We start from the raw sequence: 25,077 nt of genomic DNA on the forward strand, positions 1-25,077 counted from the left end.
AGCTTTCCATATCTGAAAGGAGTGCACGTGCGCTTCTACCTCGCTTCCACCTCACCCGCACGTTTGATGACCCTGCGCAGCTCGGGAATCGAACCAGTGGTCGTGCCCAGCGAAGTGGATGAAGACGCCGCTGTTGCCGCTGCCGAGGCAGCTGCAGGCGGCGCTTTAGCTCCTGCTGAGATGGTGCAATTGCTTGCTCAAGCTAAAGCTGAAGCAGTTCTTTCTGCAGAGATTGATGGCTTGGTTCTCGGTGGTGACTCTGCTTTCGTGCTCGATGGCGTCACCTATGGCAAGCCACACACACCCGAGGTTGCTCTTGAGCGTTGGCACAAACAGCGTGGTCGCACCGGACAGTTGTATTCAGGCCACTGGATGATTGATCACCGTGGCGGGCAACTGAACTCTGCCGTGGGAGAAGTCACTGTTGCTGAGGTGACCTTCTCCTCCGATATCTCCGATGCTGAGCTCGAGGCCTATATTGCTTCTGGCGAACCACTCAAAGTGGCAGGTGCTTTCACCATCGATTCGCTTGGTGCCGCCTTTATTGACCGCATCGAGGGAGACCCCTCAACCGTGGTCGGGGTCTCTGTTCCCGCACTTCGCCGCATGGCAGGCAAGTTGGACGTGTTCTGGCCTGAACTCTGGAACAAATAGTCGTTGTAGGCATCGTTCACGACTCGCGGACTTTTTTGTCGTAGATGCCCAACTGAACAGCCCCTCCGCTTACTAGGCTGGGGACTATGTCCCGCATTACAAAGGTCCTCATTGCGAACCGTGGCGAGATCGCCGTTCGCATCATTCGTGCAGCACGTGACTATGGAATTGGTTCCGTCGCCGTCTATGCCGACCAAGACATTAACTCTCTCCACGCGAAGCTCGCTGACGAGGCTTACGCCCTCAACGGCACCACCAGTGCCGAGACCTATCTTGTTATCGACAAGATCCTTGCTGTTGCCCGCAAGTCAGGCGCTAACGCGGTTCACCCCGGTTATGGCTTCCTCGCTGAGAACGCTGACTTTGCTCGCAAGGTGCAGGCTGCTGGTCTGATCTGGATTGGCCCCAGCCCCGAAGCTATCGAACAGCTCGGTGACAAGGTTTCGGCCCGTCACGTGGCTGAGAAGGTGGGCGCACCACTTGCTCCCGGAACCATCAACCCGGTATCTGGCGCTGAAGAAGTTCTCGACTTCGTCGATATCCACGGACTCCCCGTTGCCATCAAGGCAGCTTTCGGTGGCGGTGGCCGCGGCCTCAAGGTTGCACGTAACCGTGAAGAAGTAGCGGAACTCTTTGAATCCGCAACCCGTGAAGCCATCGCAGCCTTTGGCCGCGGAGAATGCTTCGTGGAGAAGTACTTGGACGAGCCTCGTCACGTGGAGACCCAGTGCCTGGCTGACTCACACGGCAATGTAGTTGTGGTTTCTACTCGTGACTGCTCGCTTCAGCGTCGTCACCAGAAGCTGGTTGAAGAAGCTCCGGCGCCCTTCCTCACCGAAGCACAGACCACTGAGCTCTACCGCGCCTCGAAGGCCATCCTCAAAGAGGTTGGCTACTTGGGCGCTGGCACCTGTGAGTTCCTCATCGGCAAGGACGGCACTGTTTCCTTCCTCGAAGTGAACACTCGTCTTCAGGTTGAGCACCCCGTCTCTGAAGAAGTCACAGGTATTGACCTCGTTCGCGAGCAGTTCCGCATCGCTGAAGGCGGCGTGCTGGATTATCCAGACCCGAAAGTCACCGGTCACTCCTTCGAATTCCGTATCAACGGTGAAGATGGTGGAAGAGGATTCCTCCCCGCACCAGGACCTGTTCATGTCTTCCGTGCACCAGGCGGCCCTGGCGTTCGAGTGGACTCGGGTGTCACCGCAGGTGATGTCATCTCTGGCTCGTTCGACTCTCTGCTTGCCAAGCTGATCGTGACCGGTGCCACTCGTGAAGAAGCACTTGAGCGTTCACGCCGCGCTCTGGACGAATTTGAGGTTGCCGGTCTCCCCACCGTGCTTCCCTTCCACCGCAAGATTGTGCGCGATCCTGCATTTGCTCCTGAAGGTGACAAGCCCTTCACTATCTACACCCGCTGGATTGAGACCGAGTTTGTCAACGACATCGAGCCCTGGAGCGGTGAAGCTGAGGAAACCCCCACTGCGGCAAAGCGTCAGCACGTCACCATCGAGGTTGACGAGCGACGCATCGAAGTATCCCTCCCCTCCAAGCTTCTTCGTGCGAATAGTGCTGACCTCGCAACTCAGGGCCCTGCACCTGTGCGCAAGGTCGCGTCCCACGCTGTGGGGGGCGCCGGCGGCGCAACCGTCAAGGCTCCGATGCAGGCAACCGTGGTCAAGATTGCTGTTGAAGAAGGCCAGAAGGTCGTCAAGGGTGATCTGATCCTGGTCCTTGAAGCCATGAAGATGGAACAGCCTGTCGAAGCACACAAGGACGGCGTTATTTCTGGCATCAATGCCGAGGTTGGCCAGACGGTCTCCAACGGTCACGTTCTGCTGAACATCGACGACGCTGAATAACTTCTAGTTCAACAAGAAGGCCCGCTGAAAATCAGCGGGCCTTCTTCGATTAAGTATCTTGTTCTTACTTGTGCTCCACCGCGTGCAGGGCACGAGCTGCATCCACGATGCTTCCTGAGATGGAGGGGTAGATAGCAAAACTCTTTGCCACATCATCCACAGTCAGGCGGTGCTCAACTGCGAGTGCGAGCGGGAAGATCAGCTCTGATGCACGAGGCGCCACGATGACGCCGCCGATCACGGTGCGCGAGGTTGTGGTGGTGATGAGCTTGACGAAACCATCTCGAATACCCTGCATTTTGGCGCGAGGGTTAGAGGTCAAAGGAAGCTTGAAAACTGTTCCACGGATGATGCCTGCTTCAATCTCTGCTTGGCTCCACCCCACTGAGGCAACCTCAGGTTGCGTGAAGATATTCGCTGCCACGTTGCGCTCGTCGAACGGAGTTACCGCGTCACCGAGTGCGTGGAAGGCCGCAGTGCGACCTTGCATCATGGCTACAGAAGCAAGGGGCAGCGCTGCCGAGCAATCGCCCACACCATAAATGTTAGGTACAGACGAGCGGGCAACACGGTTGACCACGATGCGCCCTGCGTCATCGAGTTCCACGCCAGCTTCTTCGAGTCCAAGTCCCTTGGTGTTGGGAATAGAACCAACAGCAATGAGACAGTGGCTGCCTTCAACTGTCTGGCCATCAGCCAGGGTGACCTTGACGCCAGTGTCGGTGCGCTCCACCTTTTCCATGCGGGCCTTGGACATCAAGGTCATACCACGGCGGATGAAAACTTCTTCCAGCACAGCTGCGGCATCCGCATCTTCACCGGGAAGAACGGTGTCACGGCTGGAAACCAGCGTGACCTTAGAACCCAGCGAAGAATATGCCGAAGCAAACTCAGCACCGGTCACACCCGAACCGACCACGATCATGTGTTCAGGGAGCTCGGTGAGGTTATACAGCTGAGTCCAGGTGAGAATGCGCTCACCATCTGGCTTAGCGGTCTCTAACACTCGTGGGCTTGCACCGACGGAGACGATGATGGTGTCTGCTTCGATGCGGTCGAAGTCGGTTCCGTTTGGACCAGTGGAGGCAATCACGGCGTGGGTGCCATCCAGGCGGCCGTGGCCTGGGATGAATTTCACACCCGCCTTTTTGAGGGTTTGTTGCATGTCCTCAGAAGTGTCACGAGCTAAACCCAAGAGACGCTTGTTGACGGTGGCCATGTTGATGGTGATCTCAGGCTTGCGTGGCTTGTTGTCATCACCCTTGACGGAGAACTGAACACCCAATTCGTCAGAACGTCCCAGGGTGGAGGTGAATTCAGCTGTCGCAATGAGGGTTTTGGAAGGAACAACATCGGTGAGCACGGCAGAGCCGCCCACACCTGAGCGCTCAATCAGAGTTACTTCTGCTCCGAGCTGGGCTGCTGCCAGTGCTGCTTCGTAGCCACCGGGGCCACCCCCCAAAATTGCAATGCGCTGCTTGCGTTCAAACTCAAAAGCCATGTCCTTATTCTCGCACTACGTGAGCAATAGGCTGGGCGTATGTCGAACGCAGGTGAGTGGGGTTTCAACCCACTGGAAGACCCTTCCCAAGATCCTGCCGAAATAGCGAAGCAAGCTGCGTTTGAAATTGCCGTTGCTACGGGCATAGGCCACCACGATATTGCGCTGACTCTCGGTTCTGGCTGGGGCGCCGTGGTGGACATGATTGGCAAGACCACCGAGGAAATCCCTGCTGAAGAAATCACGGGATTCAGCACCTCCGGAGTTCCGGGCCACCTGGGCACGATTCGCAGTGTCATTCTTCCGAGTAACAAGCGCCTCTTGGTTATTGGTGCCCGCACGCACCTTTATGAAGGTGGGGGTGCTCCCGGTTTTGTTCGCCGCGTGGTGCACAGCGTCCGCACTGCGTCAGCAGCGGGCGCGAAGACAATGGTCCTCACCCACGGTGCGGGGGGAATTCGCCCTGCGTGGCAGCCAGGAACTCCCGTGCTGATCAAGGATCACCTCAATCTCACAGGCACCACACCTATTGAAGGTGCGACATTCATAGACATGACGAATGTCTACACGCCTGCACTGCGCCAGCTCGCCAAGAGTGTGGATCCTTCACTCGGTGAAGGGGTTCTGGCCCAAGTGCCTGGTCCGCAATATGAGACCCCGGCAGAGGTGCAGATGCTGCGCGGTCAAGGTGCCGACATGGTGGGCATGTCTGTTGCGTTAGAGGCGATGGCTGCCCGGCAAGCAGGAATGGATGTCTTAGGGCTCTCTCTTATTACCAACCAGGCAGCAGGTATCTCACCGACTCCCCTGTCACACAAAGAAGTTCTTGATGCAGGCGCGAAGGCAGAGCCTCGCGTGAGTGCACTACTGGCGAAGATCCTCGAGCAGATCTAGTTAACGAGCGAGCTGAACAGCTTCAACGAAGCCATCCGTGATGACATCGGCGAGAGCTTCGCGGTCTTCGAGTGGAAGGAACGCAGACGCTGCCGCATTCTGCTGGAATGTTTCAAGGTCAGCCAGGCCATAAGCGAATGCGTCTGCCACCAACCACAGTTCTCGAGACAGAGAAGTTCCACTCTGGAGGCGGTTGTCCGAGTTCACTGTGACGGTCATGCCCAGTTGATAGAGCAAATCGAAGGGGTGATCCATGATGTCGTCACCCCAGGCAGCAATAGCGCCGGTCTGCAGGTTCGAAGAAGGCGAAAGCTCTAACGTGATGCCACGGTCCTTCACCCACTGCGAGAGCACCCCGAGGGAGACGAAGGTCGCATTGGCATCGGAACCATCAATGCTGATGTCCTCTGCCAAGCGCACACCGTGACCAAGACGCAGTGCGCGACCGTCATAGATAGCGCTTTCGATGCTGGCAATGCCGTCAGCTTCACCTGCGTGAATGGTGACGGGGAAGTATTCGCTGGCGAGGTAGTCAAACGCGGCCTGGTGCTTCGAAGCAGGGAAGCCCAGCTCAGCACCAGCTATATCGAAACCCACAACGCCGTTGTCACGGTGACGAACTGCCAGCTGAGCAATCTCGAGACTGCGGTCAGCGTGACGCATCGCCGTGATGAGCTGACCAATGCGGATGGTCTTGCCCTGTGCTGCGGCATCTTCGATGCCCTGCTCAATTCCTTCTTGGACGTATTCGACGACCTGATCAAGAGTCAGTCCCTTGGTGAGGTGCTGTTCTGGTGCCCAGCGCAGCTCGCCATAGATCACGCCGTCGTTGGCGAGGTCGATGACCGACTCGCGGGCAACGCGGGTGAGGCCTTCACGGGTCTGCATCACAGCACAGGTCAGATCAAAGGTCTTCAAGTATTCAACAAGAGAACCCGAGTTGGAATGGTCCGCAAACCACTGACCGAGTCCCTCAGCATCCAGGACTGGAAGTTCAATGCCTTCTGCTTCAGCGAGTTCAATGATGGTGGCAGGACGCAGGCTGCCATCAAGGTGATCGTGAAGAGAAATCTTGGGAAGTTTGCGGACATCGACACCGTCGAGGATGAATTCAGAAGACATGTTGAGCTTTCGAGTTGGGTTGGAAGAAATTTAGAGAACGTCGTCGCGACCAGAGATGCGCAGAGCATCTACGACTGACTTCACCTTCTGCGCATTGGCAGTGGTGGTCACCAGAAGAGCATCAGGAGTGTCCACAACAACAATGTCTTTCACCCCGACGAGGGCGATGGTGCGACCGGTGTCGGTGATGAGGATTCCAGAAGATGCATCCGAGAGAACGCGTGCGCCCTCACCCAAGATAGCGAGGTCCTTTTTGTAACCAGAGGAGTGCAGCTTCGCAATAGAAGCAAAGTCCCCCACGTCATCCCAGTCGAACTCACCAGGGATCACAACAAGCTTGCCGGCGGCAGCGGCAGGCTCTGCAACGGCGTAGTCGATAGCGATCTTCTTCAGTGTCGGCCAAATCTTGTCCACGGCAGGACCACGCTTGGCGTGGTCATCCCACACCTCAGCGAGCGCAAGCACGCCTGCGTGCAGTTCAGGCTGGGTCTTGGCCAGTTCCTCCAGAAGGACTGATGCCTTGGTGATGAACATGCCGGCGTTCCAGAGGTAGTCGCCGCTTTCGACGTATTCCTCAGCGGTGTGAGCGTTGGGTTTTTCCACGAACGAATCCACCTTGAGCGCGGATGGAGCACCTGCCAGCTCGGTTTCTTCCGTTGCGTGGATGTAACCAAAACCAATGGCGGGTTCGGTGGGAACGATTCCGATGGTGGCAATGAAGCCGGCGCGGGCTGCTTCGACAGCCTCGGCGACGGCCATATTGAAGAAGCGGTTTCCCTTAATCACGTGATCAGCAGCAAAGGAACCGATGATGACGCCGGGTTCACGCTTTTCCAAAATGGCAGCAGCTAAACCAATGGCAGCTGAGGAGTCACGGGGCTCACTTTCCAGCACTACGTTGAGATCTGCGAGTTCGGGGAGTTGTTCTTCCACTGCTGCGCGGTGGGCACGGCCGGTGACAACCATGACGCGCTGCTCTCCCGCGAGGGGCGCCAAACGGTCCCAGGTGTCCTTGAGCAAAGAACTGCCGGAACCAGTGAGGTCATGCAAGAACTTAGGGGCGTCTGCACGAGACAAAGGCCAGAGGCGGGAGCCTATTCCACCGGCTGGAATAACCGCGTAGAAGTCGGTCAGGGGCGTCGTTAGTCGTGCCATAACACCAGACTACTGGGCGTAAAGTTAGGACAAGTTATTGCCCACAACCAAGGAGGGTTGTTCGTGTCAGCTGTCACGGCACCACGCTCAGAAAAGAAGCCCCGTCCGGGCGGCACGCTTTACCGCGGCTACACCGGTATGTGGTCTTGGGTTCTGCACCGTATTACCGGTGTGGCCATCTTCTTCTTCCTGCTCGTCCACATTCTCGACACCGCTCTCGTGCGCGTCAGCCCTGAGGCGTACAACGCCGTCATCGGTACCTACAAGACCCCACTGATGGGTCTGGGTGAAATCGGACTTGTCGGAGCAATCTTGTTCCACGCCCTCAACGGCCTGCGCATCATCTTGGTTGACTTCTGGAGCAAGGGCGTGAAGTACCAGCGCACCATGTTCTGGGTCGTCATTGGCCTGTGGGTTGTGCTGATGGCAGGATTCCTGCCCCGTCAGATTGCCAACATCATCCTGGAGGTGAACGGACAGTGAGCACCGTAGACGCACCCCGTAGCCCTTACGCCCGCACCCAGCGCTCCGGCACTAACTGGGAAAAGTGGGGATGGATGTACATGCGCGCCTCAGGCGTGGTCCTCGTCGTCCTCATCTTTGGTCACCTGTTTGTGAACATGGTTGCCGGTGAAGGTGTTCGTGGCATTGACTTCGCATTCGTCGCTGGCAAGTGGGCTTCCCCCTTCTGGCAGGTATGGGATCTGCTCATGCTGTGGCTTGCCCTGATTCACGGTGCCAACGGTATGCGCACCATCATCAACGACTACTCGAGCTCAGTCACTCTCGGAAAGGTGCTCCGCGGAGCAGTCTTCCTTTCCGCTGCTGCGCTCATCATCCTGGGCACCCTGGTGATCTTCACCTTCGATCCATGCCCTTCGGTCAGCCCAGAGCAGCTCGGTTTGCTGCCCTCGTTCTGCCCACCTCAGTAATTCTCTAGATCACCCTTAACTACGGAGTATCCCTCGTGGCAACCAAGAGCAACGAAACCTACGAAGAGACCAAGCTCGTCGACGGCGTTTACTACCACCAGCACGATGTTGTCATCGTGGGTGCTGGTGGCGCAGGTATGCGTGCGGCGATTGAGGCTGGCCCCAACGCTCGCACCGCTGTGATCAGCAAGCTCTACCCCACCCGCTCGCACACCGGTGCAGCACAGGGCGGTATGGCTGCAGCGCTGGCCAACGTGGAAGAGGACAGCTGGGAATGGCACACCTTCGACACCGTCAAGGGTGGCGACTACCTGGTTGACCAGGATGCAGCAGAGATTCTGGCTAAGGAAGCTATCGACGCGGTTATCGACCTCGAGAACATGGGTCTGCCCTTCAACCGCACACCCGACGGCAAGATCGACCAGCGCCGTTTCGGTGGCCACACTCGTGACCACGGTAAGGCTCCTGTTCGTCGCTCCTGCTACGCAGCTGACCGTACCGGTCACATGATTTTGCAGACCCTGTTCCAGAACTGCGTGAAGCTCGGCATCGAGTTCTACAACGAGTTCTATGTTCTAGACCTCGTCATGGTTGACGTCAAGGGCAAGCAGGTTCCTGCTGGTGTTGTGGCTTACGAACTCGCAACCGGTGACCTGCACGTCTTCCAGGGCAAGTCGATCGTCTTCGCTACTGGTGGTTTCGGAAAGATCTACAAGACCACCTCCAACGCACACACCCTCACCGGTGACGGCGTCGGCATCATCTGGCGTAAGGGCATTCCTCTCGAGGACATGGAGTTCTTCCAGTTCCACCCCACCGGCCTTGCCGGCCTCGGCATTCTCTTGACTGAGGGTGCTCGTGGTGAAGGTGCCATCTTGCGTAATGCTTCCGGTGAGCGCTTCATGGAGCGCTACGCTCCCACCATCAAGGACCTCGCTCCTCGAGACATCGTCTCGCGCTGCATGGTTCAGGAGGTGGCTGAAGGCCGCGGCGCGGGCCCCAACAAGGACTACGTTCTCCTGGACTGCACCCACTTGGGTGCTGAGGTTCTGGAAACCAAGCTTCCAGACATCACCGAGTTCGCTCGCACCTACTTGGGTGTTGATCCCGTGGTTGAGCCTGTTCCTGTGATGCCAACTGCTCACTATGCCATGGGTGGTATTCCTACCAACATTAAGGCTGAGGTTCTCTCCGACAACGACACCGTCATCCCTGGCCTCTACGCCGCGGGTGAATGTGCGTGTGTCTCTGTTCACGGTTCCAACCGTCTCGGCACCAACTCACTGCTGGACATCAACGTGTTCGGTAAGCGTGCTGGTCGCTACGCAGTGGAATACGCGAAGACCGCCAAGTTCGTGCCACTGCCTAAGGACCCCGCTGGTCCTATCCGCGACATGATCGAATCCATCCGCAACGCCTCGGGCACCGAGCGTGTACCTGCACTCCGTAAGGAACTGCAAGAAGAGATGGATAAGAACGCACAGGTCTTCCGCACCGAAGACTCTCTCAAGTCGGTCACTAAGACCATTGAGAAGCTCCGCGAGGAATACAAGAACATCTCGATCCACGACAAGGGAAAGCGTTACAACACTGACCTTCTCGAAGCTGTCGAGCTGGGCTTCCTGCTCGACCTTGCAGAGGTTGTTGTCTACTCAGCCCGCAACCGTAAGGAAAGCCGTGGTGGCCACATGCGCGACGACTTCCCCAACCGTGATGACAAGAAGTTCATGAAGCACACCATGGCGTACCTCTCAGGTGACGCCACCAGTGATGACGCTGGTGACCACATCAAGCTTGATTGGAAGCCTGTTGTTATTACCAACTACCAGCCCATGGAGAGGAAGTACTAAGAATGGCTACCGACGTCGCTACTCAGGCAGCCGTACCCGAGGTACAGGCTTTCAACATCACGCTGATTATTCGTCGCTTCCTTCCTGAAATCGATGAAGAAGCTCGTTGGGAATCCTTCGATGTTGAGGTCTACTCAACTGACCGTATTCTCGATGCACTGCACCGCATCAAGTGGGACCAGGACGGATCACTCTCCTTCCGTCGCTCGTGTGCGCACGGTATTTGTGGTTCTGACGCCATGCGTATCAACGGTCGCAACCGTCTTGCCTGCAAGACTTTGATCAAGGACCTGGACATTACCCAGCCCATCTACGTTGAAGCCATCAAGGGTCTGCCCCTCGAGAAGGACCTCATCGTGGACATGGAGCCTTTCTTCGCTGCCTACCGCGAAGTCAAGCCCTTCCTCATTGCTAACTCATCACCTGAGCCTGGCAAGGAACGCCGCCAGAGCATTGAAGACCGCGAGCGCTTCGATGACACCACCAAGTGCATCTTGTGTGCAGCCTGCACCACCAGCTGCCCCGTGTTCTGGACTGATGGACAGTACTTCGGTCCTGCCGCCATCGTCAACGCACACCGCTTCATCTTTGACTCTCGTGATGACGCAGGCGATGTTCGCCTCGACATCTTGAATGACAAAGAGGGTGTGTGGCGCTGCCGCACCACCTTCAACTGCACTGACGCATGCCCTCGTGGCATCCAGGTCACGCAGGCTATTGCCGACGTGAAGCAGGCTGTTCTGCGTGGACGAGCATAAGCACTAGTTCTTGTAAAAAAGACCCGGCCCTTTGAGGAAGGCCGGGTCTTTTTGTAGTTCCACAGGTCGTCTCCCCTGCAGAAGTTTTACTCGCTGCCGAGCTTGCGTGCTTCAGCTGCGGTGCGACCATTCAGCTTTTACAATTGGCCCAAATCAGCTTTTGAAAAAACAACCAAATACATGCTTCCTTCTCGCTACGGATTGCACATTAGAAAAGCTCCGTCATCCCCGGGTAATTCTGGGATATATGTCTACTTTGAATTGATAGATTCTCGGTCAAGATCTTCTGCAAACATTTCACTCGATAGCAGAACTTCCAGGCGCTTCACATATTGAGGAACTGTATTTAGTTGCTCAAATTAATCGAAAATTGTTTGCCGATAAATTGTGATGCTTAACCTAATAAAGTTTGAGAACAATTCCAGCGAATCAACGGGATTCAGAATTAATACTTGAAGTTAAACTTGTTCCAGGGGGTGAGGATGTTTTCAGCCGAGAACGATATGTCAGAAACAAGAAATTGGTCCGTGACAGTTGCGGAAAACGAATTCGTTTTGATGAAGTTAATTTGGTTGCGCAAAATCATTGATTCGAAACCTCAAATCAGCTCTTTCGAAAAAGAAGACCGGAACACCAACATATCTGGTGACATCCCACTGACTAAATGGTCTTTTATTTGGGGGCGAGCAATCGAGGATGTTTATTTGTTCCATACAAAAAGAATGCTGATAATATATCAACAACAATTGGCGCCAGAGCTAATGGAATTAGAGCACTTATTGGGTGTAAACCAAAATGACTTTTCAATTTGGCTCAAAAATCAAAACACCATTGTCGGTCAAGAACCATTTCTTTCAAAAGAACTTGAAAATGCCTGGAGGGCCGGCCTTAGGTTAGTTATATCCCTCCCATGTGAGGAAGATATAGTTCAGAAATATAATCCAGAGACCTTGATACTTTCTGATTCAGTTCGAGCTAATTCCACTAAATACCAAGAAACATTGAAAGCATTTTCTCTATCTGATTAACTTTTGCAAGTTGGACATTTACTCAGGGTCAATCTGACGAAAAACACCACAAGGACTATTCACATGATTCATTTGGCAGCAATCAAGATAAATAAGTACTTGTTTATTGCAACATCGTCAATCTTTTGTATTGTGATTTGCTTACTTCTTCAAGATTTACTTATTTCAAGTGGCGATCAATTTACCCACGAATCACAGTCAGTCTTCCTAAGTGCTCTTGCAATTCTGATTAACTTCTTTTCAGCTTTAGCGCCGATATCCCTTGTGGTCTACCTACTCCTTAAAGATCTAAGAAGTAATCAGGATGTTTGATATCTAAGTTTTGATTAGCACTAACTAAAAAGACCCGGCCCTTTGAGGAAGGCCGGGTCTTTTTGTAGTTCCGTAGGTCGTCTCCCCTACAGAAGTTTTACTCGCTGCCGAGCTTGCGTGCTTCGGCTGCGGTGCGACCATTCAGTGCACGAGCAGCACGAGCTTTGGCTTCGTCGAGTGTCACAGTAAGAAGTGCGGCACGAACTTCTGCCAGAGCGGCAGGAGTCATGCTCAAGGTGGTGACACCGAGACCCACGAGAACAATGGCCAGGTTGGGGTCAGCTGCTGCTTCACCACACACACCCACAGGCTTACCCGAGGCAATGCCCGCATCACCAAGCTGCTTGATCAAGCGCAGCACAGCAGGGTGCCACGGGTCTTGGTAAGAACCGACGGTGCCAAGCATGCGGTCCGCTGCCATCGTGTATTGGGTGAGGTCGTTGGTTCCGATGCTGACAAAGTCAGCAGTTTCGAGAACCTGGTCAGCAACGAGTGCAAGAGAAGGAACTTCGGCCATGACACCTGGAACGCGCAGACCCAGTTCGCGGCACAGTCCCACGAAGTAGTCGGTCTCTTCTGCGTCAGCAACCATGGGTGCCATGACCCACAGGTCTGCTTCGGTCTTGTTCTGGGCGTTGACCAGTGCGGTGAGCTGATCGCGCAGGATGTTTTCCTTCACGCGCAGTGCACGAATACCGCGAAGACCCAGAGCGGGGTTTTCTTCGTGAGCATCGTTCAAGAATGAGAGGGGCTTGTCAGCGCCGGCATCGAGTGCGCGAACGACAACCTTCTTGCCAGGGAATGCTTCGAGCAGTTCGGTGTATTGAACTTCCTGCTCGGCAACAGTGGGTGCCGTGGCGGAGTCGAGGAAGAGGAACTCGGTGCGGAACAGACCCACACCTTCAGCCCCGAGCGCAATAGCGCCGGCTGCTTCTTTAGGAGATCCGAGGTTAGCCAGTAGGGGAACCTTGTGGCCGTCTTTCAAAGCACCATCAGTAATAGGTGCATTAGATGCTTCAAGCCATTCCGCGCGCTTGAGCAATGCAGCTTCAACATCAGCAGCTGAAACACCTGCGGTAACGGTGGAGGTGGCAGCGTTGACAACCACGAGGGTGTCATCGGTCAGTGACTCTGCAACGGCCCCCACACCCACGATCGCGGGGATGGACTTCGCACGAGCCAAGATGGCGGTGTGAGAGGTGGGGCCACCATCACGAGTGACGAGGGCGAATACCTTGGTGAAGTCAAGAAGTGCTGTGTCTGCAGGAGCGAGATCGTGAGCCACCAGAATGAAAGGCTCGTCTGACTCAGGGACACCGGGAGCAGGAACTCCACGCAGGTGAGCAATCACACGCTGGGCAACATCGGCGAGGTCAGCAGCACGCTCACCCATGTAGCCGCCCATGCCTTCGAGCATCTTCTGGAACGAAGTGAACGCATCGAAGACGGCGCGCTCAGCGGTCTTACCAGCCTCAATACGCTTAGCAATGTCTTTAGCCAGTGCTGGGTCGCCAGCCATGAGGGCCTGAGCGTCGAGAACATCCTTGGCTTCGCCACCGGCTTTGACACCGCGTTCACGAAGCCATTCACCCACAGCCGCGAGGGATACCTTGGCAGCAGCAATCTCAGACTCTGCATCAGCAGTACGTTCGATGTCCGCTGGTTCAGCCAGGGGCTCGGGCATGCGCTTGACGGGGCCAGCTGCGATTCCGCGGCCTACGCCGATTCCGGTGAGCTCCATTGCTGCTCCTTGATCATAAAGACCTACTTAATTCTTCATCAAGGAGGGCTTGTCTATGTTGGTTAAGTTCTGGGATGCCGTTTGCAAACGGACACAAACATTAACTTTACCCCCCTTTTATGTTGACAAACAAGTGAATTCGGGAGTAAAAAAAGACAAACAAACATTTTGCTGGCATAATGTTTGAAAGCAATGATCGCTCGACAACGGAGTCCCATGTACGCACCTGAACGCCACCAGGCCATTTTGGCCAAGGCGCGTCATCAGGGACGCGTGGAAGTTCGCTCCCTCGCCGAAGAACTCGATGTCACTCCCGAGACCATTCGTCGCGATCTCACCGCTTTAGAGCGTCGTGGTTTGCTGCACCGTGCACACGGTGGCGCTATTCCTATTGACCGCCTCAGCGTTGAACCAGATGTGTCTTACCGTGAAGGCATGCTCTCGGATGAGAAAGAGCGCATTGCACGCATGGCTCTCTCCGAAGTTCCCCAGGGTGGCTCGATCATCATCGATGCTGGAACCACCACTGCTCGCCTAGCTGCTCTACTTCCTCAGGACATCGACCTCACCGTGGTAACCAACTCGATTCCTATCGCAGCTGTTCTGGCAACGCGTCCCAACATTCAGCTGCACCTGCTTGGTGGCCACGTACGCCCCCTCACCTTGGCCATGGTTGGTTCCTGGCCAGAGGATGCTCTGCGCTCGCTCTCGGTCGATGTTGCGTTCCTCGGCATCAACGGCCTGACCCCCGAGCGCGGTCTCACCACTCCTGACCTCGAAGAAGCTCGTATCAAGAGCGCCTTCGTCGATGCTGCTCGTCGCACTGTCGTCCTGGCCGACCACACCAAGTTTGGTCGTGAAGACTTCGGTCACGTGGCACCACTCAGCCGCATCGACACCGTCATCACCGACAGCTCAATTGATAATGAGCACCTGCTCGAAATCGAAATGGCCGGCCCTGATGTGGTGGTCGCATGATCATCACTCTGACCGCGAACCCCAGCGTGGATCTGACTCTCGAGTTAGAGTCCTTCACCACAGGTGAAGTTAATCGCGCAACGGGCAAGCACAAGGATCCCGCTGGCAAGGGAATTAACGTTGCTCGTGCCCTGCACAAGAACAACATCACCACCGCAGCTGTATTCCCCGCAGATGCAACCGTGGGTGGCTGGATTGAGTCAGCACTCAGCGATACAGGCATTCAAACCATGACCACACGCATTGCCGATGAGGTTCGTCAGAACATCACCATCGTGGATGCACACGGCGACACCACCAAGATCAACGAAGCAGGACCACAGCTCACCGAAGCCGAGAGTGCATCTCTTCTGGCTCAGATTTCTGGTGTCCTCGAAACTTCTCCTCGCTGGCTGGTTGCCGCGGGAAGCCTTCCACGCGGACTCGATGGCTCCTTCTATGTTGCTCTCGGCAAGCTTGCACACCAGCACGGTGTTCGCTTTGCTGTGGATACCTCCGGTGGTGCGTTTGCTTCGGTGGCTCACGCCGGCGTCGCCGATTTGATGAAGCCTAACCACGAAGAGTTGGAAGAACTTGCTGGCCGCGAACTCCACACCGTCGGTGACGTTGTTGGGTTCGCTCAGAGCCTGCTCGGCAACGACGATGCTGCCATCGTGGTGAGCCTGGGTGAGAACGGTGCCTTACTTGTGAACAAGCGTGGCAGCGTCTGGGCCGGTCACGAGCCTGTCACTCCCGACAGCACCGTCGGTGCTGGAGACAGCACTTTGGCTGGATATCTCAGCGCAGACGTGACAATTTCTGAAGAACTTTCTGCGCACGTAGATGGCGACATTACGCGGATTTCGACCGCTGTTGCCTGGGGCTCGGCAGCTGTACAGTTGCCTGCGACCACTGTGCCAGGACCAAAAGACATTACTATTACGGCAGTTCACACTGTCATCAATCCCAGTCTCACCACCGCCATTAAGGAGCTCCACGTATGACTGACGCAACCGCAGCACTGACTACCGAAGACATCGTCATCGTTGGTTTGGTTGCTGAAACCAAGGAAGACGCAACTCGCCAGCTGGCTGTCAAGCTCGCTAACGACGGACGCGTAACCGACCTCGACGGCTTCCTCGCCGACGTCCGTGCACGTGAAGAGCAGATGGCAACCGGTCTCCCCGGTGGCATCGGTATCCCCCACGCACGTTCTGCACACGTCACTGTTCCTTCGGTTGCCGTGGCAACCAGCGTGGACGGCGTGAACTTCGGTGCCGCTGACGGCCCCGCACACCTCATCTTCTTGATCGCTGCACCAGATGGCGCAGACGACAAGCACCTTCACATCCTCGCTGCACTTGCTCGCAAGCTCGTGCACGAAGACTTCCGCCAGTCCCTGCGCGACGCCAACTCTGGTGCCGAGATCGCAGCAATCATCACACGAGAGGTACAGTCCTAATGACCAAGATCGTCGCCGTAACATCCTGCATCACCGGTATCGCCCACACCTACATGGCAGCTGAAGCTCTCGAGCAGGCAGCTAAGAAGGCTGGCTACGAGATCACCGTAGAGACCCAGGGTTCCGCAGGTTCTTCCCCCATGAAGCAGTCGACCATTGACGCTGCTGACGTGGTAATTTTCGCAACCGACCTCGAGGTCAAGGACCGCGCTCGCTTCGCTGGCAAGCCTTTCCTTCAGATCGGCGTAAGCAAGGCACTTGCTGACGCAGAGAACGTCGTTGCAAAAGCTGTGAGCTCCATCGACACCCTTCCAAAGGATGCCGGTAGCGCTCCCAAGGCTGCAGCACCCGCTGCAGCTTCAAAGCCCGCCAACGACACGGGTGAAAAGAAGGGCTTCTTTGCCCGCCTTTTCAGCTAATCACGGCGTAGCTTTTTCCATAGAGTTCTTGCTGAGACGGCAAGATCTGTAACACCAAACAAAATGCAATGAGGCATTGGAGGCCACAATTGTCTAACAACTCAGGAACAGGAACCCGCATCCGCCAATGGCTGATGACCGGTGTTTCCTACATGATCCCCTTCGTGGCGGCCGGCGGTATCCTTATCGCTCTGTCGTTCATGATCGGTGGATATGACATCGTTTACCAGGACCAGGCTGAGTTCCTGGCTAAGGGTTTCAACCCTCTAGCCGCTCACGACTGGGCTTATGTAATGTTCGCCGTAGGTGCTGCTACCTTCGGTTTCCTCGTACCAGTCCTTTCGGGCTTCATCGCTTACGCGATTGCTGACCGTCCCGGTCTGGCTCCCGGATTCGTTGGTGGTGCCATTGCTGGTACCGTTGGCGCCGGATTCCTCGGTGGTCTTATCACCGGTTTCCTCGGTGGTTTCGTAGCTCTGTGGCTTAGCCGCATCAAGCTCCCCAACTGGCTGCGTCCGCTCATGCCAGTTGTTGTGATCCCACTGGTCGCAACCTTCATCACCGCTGGTCTGATGCTCGTCATCCTCGGAGGTCCTCTCAAGGCTCTCATGACCGCACTGAACGACTGGTTGACCGGTCTCTCCGGTGGAAGCCTCATTGGTCTGGGTATCATCCTCGGCCTCATGATGGCATTCGACATGGGTGGTCCCGTCAACAAGGTTGCTTACACCTTCGCAGCTGCTGGTCTTACTGAGGCTGGCACTTCGGCAGATGCAAACGACCCTCGTTTCGTCATCATGGCAATCGTCATGGCTGCAGGTATGACTCCTCCTCTGGGTCTCGCACTCGCGACTGTTCTTCGTAAGAACAAGTTCTCGAACGCTGAGCGTCAGAACGGTAAGGCTGCCTGGTTGCTCGGTGCATCCTTCATCACTGAAGGTGCTATCCCCTTCGCCGCTGCTGACCCAATCCGTGTGATCCCCTCGATCATGATCGGTTCGGGTGTATCTGGTGCTCTCGTTGCAGCCTTCGGTTGCACCCTGCGCGCACCTCACGGTGGCCTCTGGGTATTCGGCCTCGTGGGCAACTGGCCCATGTACCTGGTTGCAGTTGCAATCGGTACGGTCGTAACCGCACTCCTCGTTATCGTCGCAAAGAACATCAAGCCTGGTGTCTCCGACGAAGCACTGGAGGAAGCAGTTGCCTAAAGCTCAGAGAACCGTCACTGTTGGTTCGCGCGTTGGACTTCACGCTCGTCCAGCCAGTACTTTTGTGCAGGCTGTAGGAGCTACCGGTCACGACGTCACGATTACTAAGCCAAATGGTGACAATGCAGATGGTGCAAGCATCCTCTCGGTGCTCGCTCTCGCTGTCGGACACGGAGAAGAACTCGTGCTCGACGTCGAAGGTGACAACGCTGAGGCTGTTGCAGATGAGCTGGCTAGCCTGCTCACATCTGACCTCGACGCTGACTAATCGTTAGCGGGGCTCTTTGGCCCGTGGGTTTCGAAAGGAACCCACGGGCCTTTCCCTTTAAGCTGGCAAGTATGAAGAAGGCACTGGCATGGGCGAGAGCGCAACGCCCCTACCGCGTCTATAAGGCTTATAGCGCTGCCGGTGGAAACCTGCTTGCCGCAGGAATGTCGTTCCAGGCCGTCTTCGCTACCTTCGCAGCCATCTGGGTGGGCTTTAGCCTGACTGGCATCTTCCTCAAAGATCGACCTGAGATTCGCAAGGCGGTCATCGAGTTCATCAACGCCCAAGTGCCGGACCTCATTAGAAAAGGTGGGGTCATAGATCCCAACACTTTGGAGTCCATCACGAGCTTTGGCTGGACTGGTGGATTAGCTGTTTTCATCGTGCTCTACACCGCGATCAACTGGCTGAACTATGTCCGCACTGCTGTGCGGACAATCTTCAACCTTCCTCAGTCTCGGGTGAACTACATGCTGCTCAAGGCCTATGACCTGGTGCTGGCGTTGATGTATGGCATCTTTGTTCTCCTCAGTGCCACAGCAACCGTGGGTGTGACCAAGCTTTCGGGAGTGATCTTCCCTGAGCTGGGCATTGTCGATAAATCAGGCGTGGGCAAGATCATGTTCCAAATTATTGGCCTGGCTGTGGTGTTTGTCTTTGACACGGTTGTACTGGCAGCGATCATCAGAATTCTCAGTGGTGTGCCCATCCCCTGGCGCATCCTGCGCAATGGAACTTTATTGGGTGGCTTCGCTTTGATGTTGTTGAAGGTCTTGGGTTCCTATGTCCTCACCCGACCAGAAAGCAATCCTTTACTGGCCAGCTTCACGGTGTTCATTGGTCTGCTGATCTACTTCAACTTTGCTTCCCGTATCTACTTGCTCGCAACAAGTTGGGTCGCGGTCAGCATGAGAGATTCTGATGTGGAGTTGAAAGACTTCGGCTGGGTCGTGCCCCACCGTCATGACAAGAACTAGCCCCGTAGAATTGGGGCATGTCAGTCCGCATTGCCACCGTCAACGTCAACGGAGTTCGCGCCGCCTTCCGCAAGGGAATGAGCGAATGGCTGGATAGCCGTGGAGTGGACATTCTTGCCCTGCAAGAGGTGCGTGCCTCCACCGAGGACCTCGAAGAACTCTTAGGTCCCGACTGGAACATTCTGCACGACGCAGCAACGGCCAAGGGCCGTGCCGGCGTTGCACTTGCTAGCCGCAGCTCGGCAGAGATTCACCGCGTGAGCTTAGGTTCAGACGAATTCGACACCGCTGGTCGGTGGCTTGAAGCCGACTACAAGATCGGTGACAAGATCCTCACCGTCGTGAGCACCTACGTGCACTCCGGTGAAGTGGATACTCCCAAGCAGGTGGAGAAGTTCAAGTTCTTAGACGCCATGCAGGTTCGTTTACCTGAACTAGCCCAGCACAGCGACTACGCCCTCGTGGTCGGTGACCTCAACGTAGGTCACACTGAGCTGGATATCAAGAACTGGAAGGGCAACGTTAAGCGTGCTGGCTTCCTGCCCCAAGAACGTGCCTACTTTGATCGCTTCATGGGTGCTGCAGGTGAAACCGTGACCGGAGCTGATGGTTCTACCGGCACAGGTCTCGGCTGGGTCGACGTCGGACGCGCAGCAACTGGTCAGGTCCCTGGCCCCTACACCTGGTGGTCCTGGCGTGGTCAGGCATTCGATAACGATGCTGGCTGGCGCATTGATTACCACCTCGCCACTCCTGCTCTCGCAGCCCTTGCTTCCAACTACACCGTCGATCGCGCAGAGTCGTATGACACTCGCTGGTCAGACCACACCCCCGTCGTCGTCGACTACAACCTCTAGGACTCACATGAACAAGCCCGTCATCCTCTCCGGCATGCAGCCGTCGAGTGACTCCCTCCACCTTGGCAACTACATTGGCGCCCTGGGCAACTGGGTCACTATGCAGGACGAGTTCGATGCTTTCTACTGCGTGGTTGACCTGCACGCCATCACGGTTCCACAGGACCCCACAGAACTGCGTGAGCGCACCCGCTCCACTGCTGCGCAATACATCGCTGCCGGTATCGATACCGATAAGTCGACCTTGTTCATTCAGTCCCATGTTCAGGCTCACACCCAGATTGCATGGGTGCTCAACACCATTACCGGTTTCGGTGAAGCCAGCCGCATGACCCAGTTCAAGGACAAGTCCGCCAAGCAAGGTGCTGATGCTGCCTCGGTGGGTCTGTTCACCTACCCGATACTGATGGCAGCCGACATCCTGGCTTATCAAGCAAACGTTGTTCCCGTCGGTGAAGACCAGCGCCAGCACCTTGAACTCACCCGTGACCTTGCGCTGCGCTTCAACTCTCGCTTTGGTGAGACCTTCACCATCCCTGAGGGTCACATTCTCAAAGAGACCGCCAAGATCTTCGACCTGCAGGCACCGACGTCCAAGATGTCGAAGTCTGCAGAGACTGAAGCAGGTCTACTCAAGATTATGGATGACCCCGCTGTTACAGCCAAAAAGGTCATGCGTGCGGTGACTGACGCTGATGGCGAGATCCGTTTCGACCGAGAGAACAAGCCTGGTGTTGCCAACTTGCTCACCATTTTCTCGGTGCTCTCTGGCCGCAGCGTGGAAGACATTGTCAACGAATATGCCGGTGGTGGTTATGGCGGCCTCAAGAAGGATCTTGCTGAGCAGGTCACCGCGAGCTTCACCCCCATCCGCGAGCGCACCAATGAACTGCTCTCAGACCCTGCAGAACTGGACCGCATCTTGGGCAGGGCAGCAGATCGTGCTTCTGAGGTCGCAGATGCCACCCTGGCCAAGGTTTATGACGCAATTGGCCTACTTCCCCGTCACCGCGGTTAAGCACGCTCTCAGCGAATCCACAGCTCCTCATCTCGCGGGGAATAAACCCGCCAGCTAGACTGTTTTCTAGAGCAACGCGCTTCGGGGTCAGTGAAAATCTGAGCCGGCGGTTAAAGTCCGCGACCCTCATGCAAAGGCCTACAAGCCAGAGGATGAGGTTGACCTGGTGAAATTCCAGGACCGACGGTTAAAGTCCGGATGAGAGAACGCGCGCGGCAGGGTATTTAACGTCCCCTGTCGAGTTCGGTTGTCGCCATGGCACCCGTCTACCCGAAGCACGCCTCACCAAGATGAGAGCACCGGTAGATGAGCCACACAACACCTTCGAAAGCCTATGAGGCCTCGATGCGTCGCGCCATTGCGCTGGCCAGCAATGGCCCCAGTAATGGCGTGAACCCTCAGGTGGGCTGTGTTGTGCTGAACTCTGCTGGCACCATCATCGCTGAGGGCTGGCACCGCGGTGCGGGCACTGCCCACGCAGAAGTTGATGCGCTGAGTCAACTCACCCCTGAACAAGCACAGGGCTCTACCTTTGTCGTGACCCTCGAGCCCTGCAACCACACCGGTCGTACCGGTCCCTGTGCACAAGCACTGATCGAAGCTGGTGTGGCACAGGTTGTCTATGCCGCGACTGATCCAGGCCACGCCTCTTCTGGTGGCGCACAGCGCCTGCGCGATGCCGGCATCGAGGTTCTCGGCGGCGTGCTCGAAGACGACGTCGAAGAACTTCTTGAAGAGTGGATGCTGGCTGCACGCCTGCACCGCCCCCACGTCACCGTGAAGTGGGCTGCGAGCCTCGATGGTCGTGCGGCAGCTCACGATGGCACCAGCCAGTGGATTTCTGGACCTGAATCCCGTGCACGCGTGCACGAACAGCGCTCGGCAGCGGATGCCATCGTTGTTGGCACGGGAACTGTTCTCGCAGATAACCCTTCACTGACGGCTCGCACTCCCGAAGGTGAACTCCACGACCACCAGCCCATTCCTGTGATTATTGGCACACGCAATGTTCCTGGCTATGCTCTGGTTCACCAGCACCCGCTGGAACCTCTCATCATTGGTCACAACGACTTGCACGCAGCGCTGAGTGAAATGTTCGACAAGGGCATTCGCTCGATCTTCGTCGAGGGCGGGCCCACCCTGGCCAGTGCATTCATCGCATCCGGCTTAGCTGATCGTCTCTACGTTTACCTCGCACCCGTCTTACTGGGCGGTGACAAGGTTGCTCTTGGTGAGCTGGGCGTCAACACTCTTGCCGAGCGTATTGATCTGGAGATTTCCTCTGTGGAAACCCTCGGTGCCGACATTTTCATCACTGCCAAGCCAACCCGAAAGGACGAGTAATGTTTACCGGCCTCATTGAAGAACGCGGCACCATCACCGCGATTGAACAGCAGCCAGACGCTGTGCGCCTGACGGTATCGGGCGTGAAAGCACTGCAGGGTGCTCAGCAGGGTGACTCAATTGCCGTTAGTGGCGTGTGCCTGACCGTGGTCGAGCACGATGCAACCTCGTTTACGGCAGATGTGATGGAGCAGACCCTGGCCATGTCCACGATGCGTGACGCATCGGTGGGTCTTGCCGTCAACCTCGAGCGCGCTGCGGAACTAGGCAGTCGCCTCGGCGGCCACATCGTGCAAGGCCACGTTGATGGCACCGCTGAGGTTCTGTCCATCACTCCCAGTGATGACTGGACGGTAATTCGCTTTGGTCTGAGCCGTGAACTCGCTCCTCTGTTGGTGGACAAGGGTTCCATCACCGTGGATGGCGTCTCGCTGACAGTCAGCACGATTAGCGCCCCCGCTGAAGCTTCCCAATGGTTTGAGGTTTCCCTCATTCCAGAAACCCTCACGGTGACCACGCTCGGACTTCGTTCCATCGGTGACACCGTCAACCTCGAAACCGACATTATTGCCCGTCAGGTCGCACGCATGCTGGCCTTCCTTCCCCAACAGAATGCAGGTGCCTAACATGGCTCTCACTCCTATCCCCGAAGTCCTTGAGGCACTCAAGGCTGGACGTATCGTGCTTGTCGCCGATGACGAAGGCCGCGAAAACGAAGGCGACGCCATCCTGGCAGCCCAGTTCGCCACAAAAGAATCCATGGCCTGGATTGTGAAGCACTCCTCAGGTTTGGTGTGTGCACCGATGCCGCGCGATGTTGCTGACCGCCTAAACCTGCCAATCATGGTGGAGCGCAGTCAGGACACCCGCACCACCGCTTACACAATCTCCGTAGATGCCTCTGAAGGTGTGACCACCGGTATCAGCGCTAGCGACCGTGCCCGCACTGTCAATGTGCTGGCAAACCCGAACGCAGGTCCTCACGACCTCATTCGCCCAGGACACATCCTTCCCTTGCGCGCAGTTGATGGCGGCGTTCTCCAGCGCCCAGGGCACACTGAAGCAACCGTGGATCTGCTGCGTCTGGCTGGACTCAACCCTGTGGGTGTCATTGCTGAAATCGTGGCCGAAGATGGCGACATGATGCGCATGCCCGGCCTGGAGGAGCTTGCCGAGCGCGACAATCTTCCCCTCACCACCGTTGCTGCACTGATTGACTACCTCGAGGCGAACCCCCTTCCTGCACGTATTGAGGGAGAACTTGACGCTCACCGTGTTGCCTTCGAGGTGGAGACCAACGTCCCCACCGAGAATGGCACCTTCCGCATGCGTGGCTACCGCGACCAGGCCACTGGCACAGACCACGTTGCGATCATCGCGGGTAACCCCGACGGTGAGAATGTTCTCGTACGCGTTCACTCTGAGTGCCTCACCGGTGAAGCACTGCACTCACTCAAGTGCGAGTGTGGTCCTCAGCTGGATGAAGCCCTGCGCATGATTGAAGCCGACCCCGCCGGTGGTGTTGTGCTCTACATGCGCGGCCAAGAAGGCCGTGGTATTGGCTTAGTCAACAAGTTCAAGGCTTACAAGCTTCAAGAGCAAGGCCTCGATACCCTCGATGCCAACCTCGCGCTGGGCTTCCCTGCAGATGCTCGCGACTACACCGCAGCAGCACGCATGCTTGATGAAATGGGTATCCGTTCCGTTCGCTTACTGAGCAACAACCCCGAAAAGAAGCGCCAGTTGGAACAGTTCGGTATCACGATCAACGACCTGGTCCCCCTGGTTGTGGGACTCGGTGAATTCAACACTGGATACCTCAACGTGAAGCGCGACCGCATGGGTCACCAGCTTCCCGGAACTCTTCCCGCTATCGATTCAGCACCCAAGAACAAGGAGGTCACCGCATGAGTGGCGCAGGCTCCCCCGAAATCACTGTTGATGGCTCCGGTCTCAACGTCGTCATCGTCGCTGGTCAGTGGCACGACGTCATCACCAACGCGATGATTGATTCTGCTCAGCGCACCCTTGAGGCCAGTGGTGCTTCGCACTCGCTGGTTCGCGTGGCCGGAAGCTTTGAGCTTCCCGTGGTGTGCAAGGCAGTCCTCGAAGCAGGCGCTGATGCAGTGGTCGCCCTCGGCGTCATCATCCGTGGTGGTACTCCTCACTTCGAGTTTGTCTCAGACGCTGCCACCAGTGGACTGACCCGAGTTTCGCTCGACACCGGAAAGCCTGTCGGCTTCGGTGTGCTGACCCTCGATGACGAACAGCAGGGTTTGGACCGGGCAGGACTGCCCGATTCCAAGGAAGACAAGGGTGCAGAGGCAGCAATTGCCGCCTTGGAAACAGCTGTGACCCTTCGCGCCATCCGGGGCTAGTGGTTAGGCTGGGGATATGGAACTTTTAGTCACAATCCTCGTCATCCTGCACTTCGTTGGTCTTTCTTATCTGCTGGGTTCATTCCTCGTTCAGATTAAGGACATCGCCAAGGGCAAGGGCCGCGTTCTGCGCGGCATGCTCGATGGTTCATACCTTCAGCTGGTCACCGGCCTTGCCCTGACTGGTATCTACTCGGCAGGCCTCATCGAGGATGAAGAAGTCAACAACACCAAGATTGCGGTCAAGCTTTCTGTGCTCATCGTGATCACGGTTCTGGCGATCGTCTTCCGCAAGCGTGAGGTTGCACCATCCTGGGTTCTCTGGACCATCGGTGGTCTGACCCTGCTCAACGTCGTTCTCGCTGTCGCCTGGTAACTAG

General features: G+C 56.3%; 26 protein-coding genes and 1 riboswitch. Of the genes, 22 read left to right on the top strand and 4 right to left on the bottom strand.

Annotated features, from left to right (window positions below; translation table 11 throughout):
* Positions 1-27: 27 nt before the first annotated feature.
* The gene (locus M2118_RS08415) at positions 28-654 is read left to right on the top strand and encodes a Maf family protein (protein WP_280795502.1); all 627 of its coding nucleotides are present in this window, start codon (positions 28-30) and stop codon (positions 652-654) included.
* 86 nt (positions 655-740) lie between these two features.
* Complete coding sequence (locus M2118_RS08420) at positions 741-2,516, top strand: acetyl/propionyl/methylcrotonyl-CoA carboxylase subunit alpha (protein WP_280795503.1); 1,776 nt, start codon at positions 741-743, stop codon at positions 2,514-2,516.
* 64 nt (positions 2,517-2,580) lie between these two features.
* On the opposite strand, the gene M2118_RS08425 is transcribed toward M2118_RS08420, so the two are convergent.
* A complete protein-coding gene (locus M2118_RS08425; RefSeq protein WP_280795504.1) occupies positions 2,581-4,017 on the bottom strand; it encodes an NAD(P)H-quinone dehydrogenase in 1,437 nt (478 codons plus the stop codon).
* Positions 4,018-4,056: 39 nt separating this feature from the next.
* On the opposite strand from M2118_RS08425, the gene M2118_RS08430 reads away from it, so the two are divergent.
* Entirely contained in the window at positions 4,057-4,911 is an 855-nt protein-coding gene (locus tag M2118_RS08430; RefSeq protein WP_280795505.1) for a purine-nucleoside phosphorylase, read from the top strand.
* Here M2118_RS08430 and M2118_RS08435 read toward each other — a convergent pair whose 3' ends face one another.
* Both M2118_RS08435 and M2118_RS08440 read right to left on the bottom strand, forming a co-directional pair.
* Entirely contained in the window at positions 4,912-6,033 is a 1,122-nt protein-coding gene (locus tag M2118_RS08435; RefSeq protein ID WP_280795506.1) for an adenosine deaminase, read from the bottom strand.
* Positions 6,034-6,063: 30 nt separating this feature from the next.
* Entirely contained in the window at positions 6,064-7,188 is a 1,125-nt protein-coding gene (locus M2118_RS08440) for a mannose-1-phosphate guanylyltransferase (protein ID WP_280795507.1), read from the bottom strand.
* Between the two features lie 63 nt (positions 7,189-7,251).
* Between M2118_RS08440 and sdhC the strand changes: the two genes are divergently transcribed.
* The 5 genes from sdhC (at position 7,252) to M2118_RS08465 (ending at position 11,756) form a co-directional block, all read left to right on the top strand.
* Positions 7,252-7,671, top strand: a complete 420-nt coding sequence (gene sdhC, locus M2118_RS08445; protein ID WP_280795508.1) for a succinate dehydrogenase, cytochrome b556 subunit — start codon at positions 7,252-7,254, stop codon at positions 7,669-7,671.
* A complete protein-coding gene (locus M2118_RS08450) occupies positions 7,668-8,120 on the top strand; it encodes a succinate dehydrogenase hydrophobic membrane anchor subunit (protein ID WP_280795509.1) in 453 nt (150 codons plus the stop codon). Before sdhC ends, M2118_RS08450 begins: the two co-directional genes overlap by 4 nt.
* A 35-nt stretch (positions 8,121-8,155) precedes the next feature.
* Positions 8,156-9,970, top strand: coding sequence for a succinate dehydrogenase flavoprotein subunit (sdhA, locus tag M2118_RS08455; protein ID WP_280795510.1), 1,815 nt, complete (start codon positions 8,156-8,158; stop codon positions 9,968-9,970).
* Positions 9,971-9,972: 2 nt separating this feature from the next.
* Positions 9,973-10,728: a succinate dehydrogenase iron-sulfur subunit gene (locus M2118_RS08460; RefSeq protein WP_110232865.1), complete on the top strand. Its 756-nt coding sequence runs from the start codon at positions 9,973-9,975 to the stop codon at positions 10,726-10,728.
* Positions 10,729-11,210: 482 nt separating this feature from the next.
* The gene (locus M2118_RS08465; protein ID WP_280795511.1) at positions 11,211-11,756 is read left to right on the top strand and encodes a hypothetical protein; all 546 of its coding nucleotides are present in this window, start codon (positions 11,211-11,213) and stop codon (positions 11,754-11,756) included.
* Between the two features lie 409 nt (positions 11,757-12,165).
* On the opposite strand, the gene ptsP is transcribed toward M2118_RS08465, so the two are convergent.
* On the bottom strand, positions 12,166-13,809 hold the full coding sequence (gene ptsP, locus M2118_RS08470; protein WP_280795512.1) for a phosphoenolpyruvate--protein phosphotransferase: 1,644 nt from the start codon (positions 13,807-13,809) through the stop codon (positions 12,166-12,168).
* Between the two features lie 216 nt (positions 13,810-14,025).
* Here ptsP and M2118_RS08475 point away from each other — a divergent pair, with 216 nt between their 5' ends.
* The 14 genes from M2118_RS08475 (at position 14,026) to M2118_RS08540 (ending at position 25,073) form a co-directional block, all read left to right on the top strand.
* A complete protein-coding gene (locus tag M2118_RS08475) occupies positions 14,026-14,787 on the top strand; it encodes a DeoR/GlpR family DNA-binding transcription regulator (protein ID WP_110232863.1) in 762 nt (253 codons plus the stop codon).
* Positions 14,784-15,770, top strand: a complete 987-nt coding sequence (locus tag M2118_RS08480; RefSeq protein ID WP_280795513.1) for a 1-phosphofructokinase family hexose kinase — start codon at positions 14,784-14,786, stop codon at positions 15,768-15,770. Before M2118_RS08475 ends, M2118_RS08480 begins: the two co-directional genes overlap by 4 nt.
* Entirely contained in the window at positions 15,767-16,228 is a 462-nt protein-coding gene (locus M2118_RS08485; RefSeq protein WP_280795514.1) for a PTS sugar transporter subunit IIA, read from the top strand. The genes M2118_RS08480 and M2118_RS08485 overlap by 4 nt, the downstream gene beginning before the upstream one ends.
* Positions 16,228-16,647 carry a PTS fructose transporter subunit IIB gene (locus tag M2118_RS08490; RefSeq protein WP_280795515.1) on the top strand — a complete coding sequence of 140 codons (420 nt, stop codon included), beginning with the start codon at positions 16,228-16,230 and terminating at the stop codon, positions 16,645-16,647. The genes M2118_RS08485 and M2118_RS08490 overlap by 1 nt, the downstream gene beginning before the upstream one ends.
* An 89-nt stretch (positions 16,648-16,736) precedes the next feature.
* Positions 16,737-17,855 carry a PTS fructose transporter subunit IIC gene (locus tag M2118_RS08495; protein WP_348519960.1) on the top strand — a complete coding sequence of 373 codons (1,119 nt, stop codon included), beginning with the start codon at positions 16,737-16,739 and terminating at the stop codon, positions 17,853-17,855.
* Complete coding sequence (locus M2118_RS08500; RefSeq protein WP_110232858.1) at positions 17,848-18,123, top strand: HPr family phosphocarrier protein; 276 nt, start codon at positions 17,848-17,850, stop codon at positions 18,121-18,123. The genes M2118_RS08495 and M2118_RS08500 overlap by 8 nt, the downstream gene beginning before the upstream one ends.
* 71 nt (positions 18,124-18,194) lie before the next feature.
* Complete coding sequence (locus tag M2118_RS08505) at positions 18,195-19,100, top strand: YihY/virulence factor BrkB family protein (protein ID WP_280795516.1); 906 nt, start codon at positions 18,195-18,197, stop codon at positions 19,098-19,100.
* 17 nt (positions 19,101-19,117) lie between these two features.
* Complete coding sequence (locus tag M2118_RS08510; RefSeq protein ID WP_280795517.1) at positions 19,118-19,957, top strand: exodeoxyribonuclease III; 840 nt, start codon at positions 19,118-19,120, stop codon at positions 19,955-19,957.
* A gap of 7 nt (positions 19,958-19,964) precedes the next feature.
* Positions 19,965-20,975, top strand: coding sequence for a tryptophan--tRNA ligase (trpS, locus tag M2118_RS08515; protein ID WP_280795518.1), 1,011 nt, complete (start codon positions 19,965-19,967; stop codon positions 20,973-20,975).
* Between the two features lie 72 nt (positions 20,976-21,047).
* Positions 21,048-21,189, top strand: a riboswitch (FMN riboswitch).
* A gap of 92 nt (positions 21,190-21,281) precedes the next feature.
* Positions 21,282-22,319 (top strand): bifunctional diaminohydroxyphosphoribosylaminopyrimidine deaminase/5-amino-6-(5-phosphoribosylamino)uracil reductase RibD, encoded by a 1,038-nt coding sequence (ribD, locus tag M2118_RS08520; RefSeq protein WP_280795519.1) that lies wholly within the window; start codon positions 21,282-21,284, stop codon positions 22,317-22,319.
* Positions 22,319-22,945: a riboflavin synthase gene (locus M2118_RS08525; RefSeq protein ID WP_280795520.1), complete on the top strand. Its 627-nt coding sequence runs from the start codon at positions 22,319-22,321 to the stop codon at positions 22,943-22,945. Before ribD ends, M2118_RS08525 begins: the two co-directional genes overlap by 1 nt.
* 1 nt (position 22,946) lies before the next feature.
* Entirely contained in the window at positions 22,947-24,230 is a 1,284-nt protein-coding gene (ribA, locus tag M2118_RS08530; RefSeq protein WP_280795521.1) for a GTP cyclohydrolase II, read from the top strand.
* On the top strand, positions 24,227-24,697 hold the full coding sequence (gene ribH / locus M2118_RS08535; protein WP_280795522.1) for a 6,7-dimethyl-8-ribityllumazine synthase: 471 nt from the start codon (positions 24,227-24,229) through the stop codon (positions 24,695-24,697). The genes ribA and ribH overlap by 4 nt, the downstream gene beginning before the upstream one ends.
* Positions 24,698-24,713: 16 nt before the next feature.
* Positions 24,714-25,073, top strand: coding sequence for a hypothetical protein (locus M2118_RS08540; RefSeq protein ID WP_280795523.1), 360 nt, complete (start codon positions 24,714-24,716; stop codon positions 25,071-25,073).
* Positions 25,074-25,077: the final 4 nt, after the last annotated feature.

This window comes from Aurantimicrobium minutum (assembly GCF_029892845.1).
In the GTDB taxonomy this organism is placed as follows: domain Bacteria; phylum Actinomycetota; class Actinomycetes; order Actinomycetales; family Microbacteriaceae; genus Aurantimicrobium; species Aurantimicrobium minutum_B.

Coding starts and splice junctions, on each gene's coding strand:
- M2118_RS08420 (WP_280795503.1), top strand. CDS start 741: ATGTCCCGCATTACAAAGGTCCTCATTGCGAACCGTGGCGAGATCGCC.
- M2118_RS08425 (WP_280795504.1), bottom strand. CDS start 4,017: ATGGCTTTTGAGTTTGAACGCAAGCAGCGCATTGCAATTTTGGGGGGT.
- M2118_RS08430 (WP_280795505.1), top strand. CDS start 4,057: ATGTCGAACGCAGGTGAGTGGGGTTTCAACCCACTGGAAGACCCTTCC.
- M2118_RS08435 (WP_280795506.1), bottom strand. CDS start 6,033: ATGTCTTCTGAATTCATCCTCGACGGTGTCGATGTCCGCAAACTTCCC.
- M2118_RS08440 (WP_280795507.1), bottom strand. CDS start 7,188: ATGGCACGACTAACGACGCCCCTGACCGACTTCTACGCGGTTATTCCA.
- M2118_RS08460 (WP_110232865.1), top strand. CDS start 9,973: ATGGCTACCGACGTCGCTACTCAGGCAGCCGTACCCGAGGTACAGGCT.
- M2118_RS08465 (WP_280795511.1), top strand. CDS start 11,211: ATGTTTTCAGCCGAGAACGATATGTCAGAAACAAGAAATTGGTCCGTG.
- ptsP (WP_280795512.1), bottom strand. CDS start 13,809: ATGGAGCTCACCGGAATCGGCGTAGGCCGCGGAATCGCAGCTGGCCCC.
- M2118_RS08475 (WP_110232863.1), top strand. CDS start 14,026: ATGTACGCACCTGAACGCCACCAGGCCATTTTGGCCAAGGCGCGTCAT.
- M2118_RS08480 (WP_280795513.1), top strand. CDS start 14,784: ATGATCATCACTCTGACCGCGAACCCCAGCGTGGATCTGACTCTCGAG.
- M2118_RS08485 (WP_280795514.1), top strand. CDS start 15,767: ATGACTGACGCAACCGCAGCACTGACTACCGAAGACATCGTCATCGTT.
- M2118_RS08490 (WP_280795515.1), top strand. CDS start 16,228: ATGACCAAGATCGTCGCCGTAACATCCTGCATCACCGGTATCGCCCAC.
- M2118_RS08505 (WP_280795516.1), top strand. CDS start 18,195: ATGAAGAAGGCACTGGCATGGGCGAGAGCGCAACGCCCCTACCGCGTC.
- M2118_RS08510 (WP_280795517.1), top strand. CDS start 19,118: ATGTCAGTCCGCATTGCCACCGTCAACGTCAACGGAGTTCGCGCCGCC.
- trpS (WP_280795518.1), top strand. CDS start 19,965: ATGAACAAGCCCGTCATCCTCTCCGGCATGCAGCCGTCGAGTGACTCC.
- ribD (WP_280795519.1), top strand. CDS start 21,282: ATGAGCCACACAACACCTTCGAAAGCCTATGAGGCCTCGATGCGTCGC.
- M2118_RS08525 (WP_280795520.1), top strand. CDS start 22,319: ATGTTTACCGGCCTCATTGAAGAACGCGGCACCATCACCGCGATTGAA.
- ribA (WP_280795521.1), top strand. CDS start 22,947: ATGGCTCTCACTCCTATCCCCGAAGTCCTTGAGGCACTCAAGGCTGGA.
- ribH (WP_280795522.1), top strand. CDS start 24,227: ATGAGTGGCGCAGGCTCCCCCGAAATCACTGTTGATGGCTCCGGTCTC.
- M2118_RS08540 (WP_280795523.1), top strand. CDS start 24,714: ATGGAACTTTTAGTCACAATCCTCGTCATCCTGCACTTCGTTGGTCTT.